Origin of the sequence: Streptomyces acidicola (assembly GCF_009377235.1) — a bacterium.
Taxonomy (GTDB): Bacteria; Actinomycetota; Actinomycetes; order Streptomycetales; family Streptomycetaceae; genus Streptomyces; species Streptomyces acidicola.
The window spans coordinates 1-6,960 of record NZ_VMNX01000359.1 but is presented as its reverse complement, the minus strand read 5'-3'; the positions used below and the strand labels follow the sequence as shown (position 1 = coordinate 6,960).

At 71.2% G+C, this 6,960-nt stretch carries 6 protein-coding genes; 5 read left to right on the top strand and 1 reads right to left on the bottom strand.

Annotation, left to right across the window (positions count from 1 at the left end; all coding sequences use genetic code 11):
• Window positions 1-60 precede the first annotated feature (60 nt).
• The 5 genes from FPZ41_RS43535 to FPZ41_RS43515 all read left to right on the top strand — a co-directional run bounded on the left by FPZ41_RS43535 (window position 61) and on the right by FPZ41_RS43515 (window position 5,780).
• Window positions 61-1,245 (top strand): NAD(P)/FAD-dependent oxidoreductase, encoded by a 1,185-nt coding sequence (locus tag FPZ41_RS43535; protein WP_152870081.1) that lies wholly within the window; start codon window positions 61-63, stop codon window positions 1,243-1,245.
• Window positions 1,246-1,443: 198 nt separating this feature from the next.
• Window positions 1,444-4,314 (top strand): sensor histidine kinase, encoded by a 2,871-nt coding sequence (locus FPZ41_RS43530; RefSeq protein ID WP_194236433.1) that lies wholly within the window; start codon window positions 1,444-1,446, stop codon window positions 4,312-4,314.
• A 96-nt stretch (window positions 4,315-4,410) separates the two neighbouring features.
• A complete protein-coding gene (locus FPZ41_RS43525; RefSeq protein WP_131561620.1) occupies window positions 4,411-4,839 on the top strand; it encodes a roadblock/LC7 domain-containing protein in 429 nt (142 codons plus the stop codon).
• Window positions 4,832-5,206, top strand: a complete 375-nt coding sequence (locus tag FPZ41_RS43520) for a DUF742 domain-containing protein (protein WP_152870070.1) — start codon at window positions 4,832-4,834, stop codon at window positions 5,204-5,206. The genes FPZ41_RS43525 and FPZ41_RS43520 overlap by 8 nt, the downstream gene beginning before the upstream one ends.
• A complete protein-coding gene (locus tag FPZ41_RS43515) occupies window positions 5,187-5,780 on the top strand; it encodes a GTP-binding protein (protein WP_131561615.1) in 594 nt (197 codons plus the stop codon). Before FPZ41_RS43520 ends, FPZ41_RS43515 begins: the two co-directional genes overlap by 20 nt.
• A 6-nt stretch (window positions 5,781-5,786) precedes the next feature.
• On the opposite strand, the gene FPZ41_RS43510 is transcribed toward FPZ41_RS43515, so the two are convergent.
• On the bottom strand, window positions 5,787-6,689 hold the full coding sequence (locus tag FPZ41_RS43510) for an adenosine kinase (protein WP_322621484.1): 903 nt from the start codon (window positions 6,687-6,689) through the stop codon (window positions 5,787-5,789).
• Window positions 6,690-6,960: the final 271 nt, after the last annotated feature.

Sequence of the window (6,960 nt, the reverse complement as noted above, 5' to 3'; positions counted from 1 at the left end):
CCCTCCATCCCCCGCCCCCTCCCCAACCGCTCAACTCAATACCGCAAGTGAGGCACCCACATGTTCGACGCCATCGTGGTCGGGGCGCGCTGCGCCGGGGCCCCCACCGCCATGCTGCTGGCCCGTGCGGGACACCGGGTCCTCCTGCTCGACAAGGGGGCCTTCGGCTCCGACACCCTCTCCACCCATCTCATCCACCAGCCGGGCATCGCGACCCTCGCCCGCTGGAACCTGCTCGACACCCTGCGCGCCACCGGCTGCCCGCCCCTGGACCGGGTGTCGTACGAGGTGGCGGACATACGGCTCGAAGGGTGCGCCCGGGGTGTCGAGGGCCAGCGCGCCGCGTACGCCCCCCGGCGTCACGTCCTGGACGCCGTCCTGGTCGAGGCCGCCATCGCGGCGGGCGCCGAGTACCGCGAGAAGTGCCAGGTGACCGGTCTGCTGTACGACGACACCGGGCGCGTCGTCGGCGTCGAGGGCAGGCACGGCGGGCAGCCCTTCAGCGAGCGCGCCCACCTGGTCGTCGGCGCCGACGGCATGCGCTCCACGGTCGCCGGCCTCGTCGAGGCGCCGTACACGGTCGAGGACCCCCGGCTGACCTGTGCGTACTACACGTACTTCACGGGCGTACCGGCCACCTTGGAGCTGCACGAACGGGCCGGGGCCTGGGTGGCGGCGGTGGCCACCCACGACGACGCGACCCTGCTCCTCGCGTACTTCCCGCAGTCCCGCTTCGACGAGGTCCGCGCGGACGCGTACGGCGCCTATCTGGAGCAGATCCGCACCACCGCGCCCGGACTGTACGAGCGCCTGGACGGCAGGGAACCGGTCGAGCGGCTGCGCGGCACGGGCGACCAGCGGAACTACTTCCGGCAGGCGTCCGGTCCCGGCTGGGTACTGATCGGCGACTCCGGTCATCACAAAGACTCCATCACCGCACGCGGAATCAGCGATGCGTTCATACAAGTGGAATCTTTTGTGAAACATGCAGGTCCTGTACTGGGAAGCAATCCGGAACGGCTCGATGTCGCGCTGGACGAGTTCGCCAAGGACCGCGACAACACCCTCACGGCGGGCTATGAGGCCACGCTGGGGGTCGCTCAACTGGAGCCGCACGAACAGCGGTTGTCGCTGTTGAGGGCGGTGCAGCAGGACGCCGAACTCACATCGATCTACTTCGACACGGTGGCCGGAATCGGTTCGGCCGGCGCACTATACACCCCAAAACTTCTAGCACTTTTGTGATTTCCGTCAACTGGTGTGAATGCGCTGGAAGTTGTGGTCGGGCGGATGCTGACGGTGAGCCGAGGGCCTGGTACGGTTCACCCGGCCGCTGACATATGCCCAGCCCTTGTCAAGGCGGCACGCGCGGGGGATCTCGGGCACTGCGCACCAAACGCCCCGACCGTTCAACCAGTGTTTCGCTGTCGTACGAGGAATCAGATGCCAGGCACCCGGGACCGGCGGACACGTCATAGGTCCGTCTCTCGCAAGAATCTCCGGTTCTCGTTCGTCGTGCCGTTCGTCGTGCCCGCAGTCCTCGCCACTGGTGTGTGGGGCTACACGGCGGTCGGACTCGTCGACGAGCAGATGCAGCTGCGGGCCGAGACGGACCATGCGTCCGTCGTCGCCGGTCCCGCACAGGAGCTCATCACCCGGCTCCAGGAGGAGCGCCGTCTCACCGCCATGTGGCAGGCGAGCCGCAGCGACGACGCCCGCACGGAGCTGGACGAGGCGCGTGAGAAGACGGACGCCGCCGTCGCCTCGTACCTCACGAAGTCCTCCTCCGGGCTGGACACCTCGGCGTTGACGAGCGCGGGCGGGAAGCTCGACGAGGCGCTGGACAACCTGGTCGAGCGGCGGAAGGCGCTCGACGAGCGCCGCCTCAACAGCACGGCCGCCTTCCAGTACTTCACCGGCGCCATCACCCGTGGCACCGATGTGATCGCCGCGGCCCTGGACAGCGACGACGTGTCCCTCGCCCAGGCGGGCACCGCCACGACGGCCGTCATCCGGCTGACGGAGATGCTCTCGCGCGAGGACGCGCTGATCTCCGGCGCGCTGCCCTCACGGCAGATGAGCGAGACGGTCCGCGCCCAGTTCCTGCAGTACCAGGCGGTCCAGCGGGAGTTGCGGGCCGCGCTGACCGCCCGTGACCTGCCCGCCGGCGGCGCCGCCTCCTTCGGGGAGATCACCGACAGCCGCCAGTGGACGTCGATAGGCGCCGTCGAGGACGCCATCACGGGCGCCCGCGGCACGGACCTGCCCCAGCCGGCACCGTCGTGGCCGGACGCCGCCGGGACCGTGGTCGGCGACCTGCAGACGCTGGGCGCCGACTCCGTGCGCGGCGTGGGCGACTCCGCCTCCGACCGCGCCGGGGACCTGCTGATCGGCGTGCTCCTGGGCACCGCGGCCACACTGGCCGCGCTCATCGCCGGCGCGCTGCTGGCGCTGCGCGGCCACCGCTCCTCCATGGACCGGCTGACCGAGCTCCAGCAGAAGACCGAGGAACTGTCCGGTGTCTGGCTGCCGCAGCTGCTGGCCCGCATCGAGCGCGGCGAGCGCATCGAGCCGCAGCCGGTCGCCCCCCAGGCCCACCACTCCGCCGACGAGATCGAGCGGCTCGGCGCGGCCATCGACCACCTCGGCCGTGTCGCCGCCGACACCGCCGTACGGCAGAGCCTCGGCCGCGAGGGCACCGAGAAGGTCTTCGCGCAGCTCATCCGCCGCACGCAGATCCTCATCCACCGCCTCATCTCGCTCCTGGACGACCTGGAGCGCAAGCACGAGGACTCCGACCTGCTGAAGGACATCTTCAAGGTCGACCACCTCGCCACCCGCGTCCGGCGGCACGCGGAGAACCTGGTGATCCTCTCCGGCGCCCCGCCGAGCCGCCGGATGACCGCGCCCGTCTCCATCACCGACGTGATGCGCAGCGCCGTCGCGGAGACCGAGGCGTACACCCGGGTCAAGGTGAAGAACCTTCCCGCGGACCGGCGTCTGGCCCTGACCGGCCGGGCCGTCGCCGACGTGACCCACCTGCTCGCCGAGCTCATCGAGAACGGCACGAGCTTCTCGCCGCCGGAAACGCAGGTGTTCCTCAGCGCGACGAAGGTGGCCAAGGGCCTCGCGGTGCACGTCGAGGACCACGGCCTCGGCATGCCGGACGACATGCGCGAGAAGGCCAACGAGTTGCTCGCGCATCCGCCCAAGCTGGACATGACGGCGCTGGGCGAGGACCCGCGCCTCGGTCACTTCGTGGTGGCCCGGCTCGCCGAGCGGCACAAAATCAAGGTCGAGCTGCGCGAGTCGGTGTACGGCGGCACGCTCGTCGTCATGCTGCTGCCCTCGGAGCTGCTGGAAGAGATCGACTCGCCGGTCCTGGACCAGCTGAAGTCGGCGGCCGCGACGGTGAACCAGGTGCAGGCGCCAAGCGAACGCCCCGGCATCGGCGGTTCCGGCGCGGCGGACACCGACATTCCTCCGGCGGTGGCCGAGACCGCGCTCGCCGGGGTGGGCGCCGGTGCGAGGTCCGGCGGCGCGGGCGACGTGATCGCCGGATCGGCGGTCGTCCCCGCCTCCGCCGGTGACGTGCTGACGCACACGCGGATGCCGGACTACAGCGGATTCCCCGACTACGGCGGTGCGGGTCTGCTGCCCCCCTCGTCGGGCAACGGGGCGTCCGGCGAGTCCGGTCCGACGGCATGGGCCGCCCCGCAGGAACACCCCGTGCACCACGTCGATCCCGGCCACGGTCATCCCGGGGACTGGAGCGTACGGTCCGGTGCGGAGTCCACGGCCGGAGCGGGAATCGGTGCCGGACTTGGTGCCGGTGCGGGGCTCAGCGGCGGAGCAGGGCTCACCGGTGGTCCGGGACTCAGCGGCGGAGCAGGGCTCAGCGCGGGTGCGGGCACGGGACTCGGCGCCACGTCGATGTCCCGTGGTACGGGTATCGACGCCGGTGCCAGGGCCTCGGCCCGCGGTGCCGACGCGCGGCCGGGCGGCGAGCCCCACAGGTCCGTCCCCACCCGTGGTTCGGCCCCGGCACCCGCCGCGAACCCGGCGCAGGACTCCGGCCCCCTGACCACTCCCACGATCCTGCCGCAGCGCACCCGGGGAGCCAGCCTCGCCCAGCAGCTGCGCAAGGAGGCCGTCCACCAGCCCGGGAGCGACAGCGGAGAGGCCGGGCTCTCACCCGATGCGTCGGCCCGCGCCATGATCGCCATACAGCAGGGCCTGAAGCGGGCCCGGATCTCCGACGACACCGACGACCGGGAGGCACCACGGCCACCGCGCGACCCCGGCGCCCACTGACGGGCGCCACAAGCGCCCCCACGACTTGGCGCTCTCCCCGACGCGCCACCTGACCGGCGCACCCAGGCGCCAACTAACTGTGAGGAACATTCAGGAATGACTGAGCAGGTACACTCCGGTCCCCAGCTGGACTGGCTCCTGGACGGGCTGGTGGAGCGGATACCGGAGATCCGTTGCGCCGTCGTACTGTCCGGGGACGGCCTCCTCATCGGCAAGTCGAGGGACATCCGCCGCGACGACGCGGAGCACCTTTCCGCGGTCGGCTCGGGCATGCACAGCCTCGCCCGGGGTGTGGCACGCCACTTCCACGGCGGAGAGGTCCAGCAGACGGTCATCCAGATGGATCGGGCGTTCCTCTTCGTCACCGCGGCCGGCCAGGGCGCGCGGCTCGCCGCCATCGCTTCCGAGGAGGTCGATGTCGGGATGATGGCCTTCGAGATGGGCACGCTGGTCAAGCAGGTGGGCAAGTACCTGTCCGCCGCGCCACGCGTGGAGGCCCCGGCCGGTTACGTGCGGGATGCGTGAGCCCCGTTGGCTCGACGATGAGCAGGCCGGGCGCCATGTCCGTCCGTACGCCATCACCGGCGGTCGGACGCGCCACAGCCAACACAACTTCACCCTCATCACGCTCGTCGTCTCACGGCACGACCACGAGTGGGACCACGACCACCTGGAACCGGAGTCCATGGCGATCCTGGCACTGTGCCGGGATCGCGCGGTGGCGGTGGCCGAGATCGCCGGCCAACTGGACCTGCCGGTGAGCGTGGTGAAGGTGCTCTGTGGAGACCTCCTCAACGGCGAGCTGATCATTGTCCAGGCCCCGCCCGCGCTGAGCGAGCAGCCGAGCGTGGAACTCATCGAAAGGGTGATGGATGGTATCCGTCGGCTCTGAGAAGGTCATGCCGACCGCGTTGAAGATCCTCATCGCGGGCGGATTCGGCGTGGGCAAGACCACCATGGTGGGCTCGGTCAGCGAGGTCGCGCCGCTGGAGACCGAGGAGCGGATCACCGCGGCGAGTGTCGGCGTGGACGACCTGGCCGGCGTGGAGAAGAAGGTCTCCACGACGGTCGCCATGGACTTCGGACGGATCACCATCTCCCCCGAGCTGGTGCTCTACCTGTTCGGCACGCCCGGCCAGGACCGCTTCTGGTTCATGTGGGACGACCTGTCCACCGGCGCCCTGGGGGCCGTGGTCCTGGCGGACACCCGCCGCCTGGACGCGTCCTTCGCCTCGATCGACTTCTTCGAGGCCCGGGACATCCCGTTCGCCGTGGGTGTCAACTGTTTCGACGGCCGCCGTGAGGCCAGCGCCGATCAGGTCCGCCAGGCCCTCGACCTGGATCCCTCCACCCCGGTCGTCCTCTGTGACGTCCGCGAACGGGGCTCCGCCAAGGCGGTCCTCCTCGCGGTCCTGGAGGCCGCCCGGGCCCAGGCGGCGGCCCGGCTGGCGACGACCGGCCACTGACACCTGTCAGGTCGGCGACTCCCCGGCTCTGGCGAGGAGTTCGTCCCGCCTGATGGGGTCGGTCAGGGTGGCCGGGACGGTGCAGGCGTGGGCGCCGGCGATGGCGCCGTAGAGGCCGCACCTCTCCGGGGACTCACCGGAGAGGTGGCCGAAGAGATAGCCCGCGGCGAAGGCGTCACCGGCGCCGTTGGAGTCGATGATGCGGGCTTCGGGTGTGACGGCGGGGATGTGCGTCAGCTCGCCGTCGACCAGCTGGTACGCCCCGTCGGCGCCGGCCGTGGCGACCACCACCCGGGCACGACCGCGGCCGGCAATCTCCCGCATGGTCCTCTCCGGATCCGTCAGCGCGGCGACCGACACGAAGACGAGGTCCGCCGCGAGGGCGAAGGGCTCGTGGTACGGGTTGACGCCGTCCCAGTCGTGCAGGTCGGTCGAGATCGTCACGCCCGTTTCCCGGAGCAGCGGCAGGACGTGGGCGCACGGGTGCGAGAGGGACACATGGACGTGACGGGCGGCCGTGGCGAGGGCCCGCACGGTGTCCTCCGGCAGTCGGTCCGCGTCCCGGGTGCGGGTGCTGTCGTACAGGGAGAGCCGCCGCCCGTCCGGGGCGACCAGGTTCACCGCGCGTCTGGTGCCGCTGGGCAGGGGTACGGCGGTGAGCGGGATTCCCCGCTCACGGTGCAACGCGCGGACCAGGTCGCCCTCGTGGTCGTCGCCGATCATGTCGAGGTGGTGTGTCCCGAGGCCCAGCGCGTGCACGCCGGCTGCCAGGAAGTCGCCGGTCTGGCCTGCCCGGGTCTCGATCGTGGGCACCATGTAGCTGTCGGCGAACGGGAGCGGCAGCTCGGGGACATACACGATCGTGTCGACCCCGGCTCCGCCGAGGACGAGGACCTCGATGCCGTCCACGCCCTCGGGGGTCCCGTGTTCCGCGCCGTCCGCCCCGGCTCCGCTGCCGCCCAAGCTCCCCGCTCCCCCGCCGTCCTGCTCGATCACGGGCCAAGGGTACGGCGGGGACAGTCAGTTCGGGGAGCCCGGAGACCAGTGCGGTGTGCTGCCGGTGAGTCGGCAGACGGCGACGTACAGCGGGATGGGCGGGGTGTACGGCCAGTCACCGTCGGGGCCGTGGATCAGGCGCGGGCCGCCGGGCCGGGAGCTCGGCCGGGTGTGTGTCCCGGGC

Coding starts and splice junctions, on each gene's coding strand:
- FPZ41_RS43530 (WP_194236433.1), top strand. CDS start 1,444: ATGCCAGGCACCCGGGACCGGCGGACACGTCATAGGTCCGTCTCTCGC.
- FPZ41_RS43535 (WP_152870081.1), top strand. CDS start 61: ATGTTCGACGCCATCGTGGTCGGGGCGCGCTGCGCCGGGGCCCCCACC.
- FPZ41_RS43520 (WP_152870070.1), top strand. CDS start 4,832: ATGCGTGAGCCCCGTTGGCTCGACGATGAGCAGGCCGGGCGCCATGTC.
- FPZ41_RS43515 (WP_131561615.1), top strand. CDS start 5,187: ATGGTATCCGTCGGCTCTGAGAAGGTCATGCCGACCGCGTTGAAGATC.
- FPZ41_RS43525 (WP_131561620.1), top strand. CDS start 4,411: ATGACTGAGCAGGTACACTCCGGTCCCCAGCTGGACTGGCTCCTGGAC.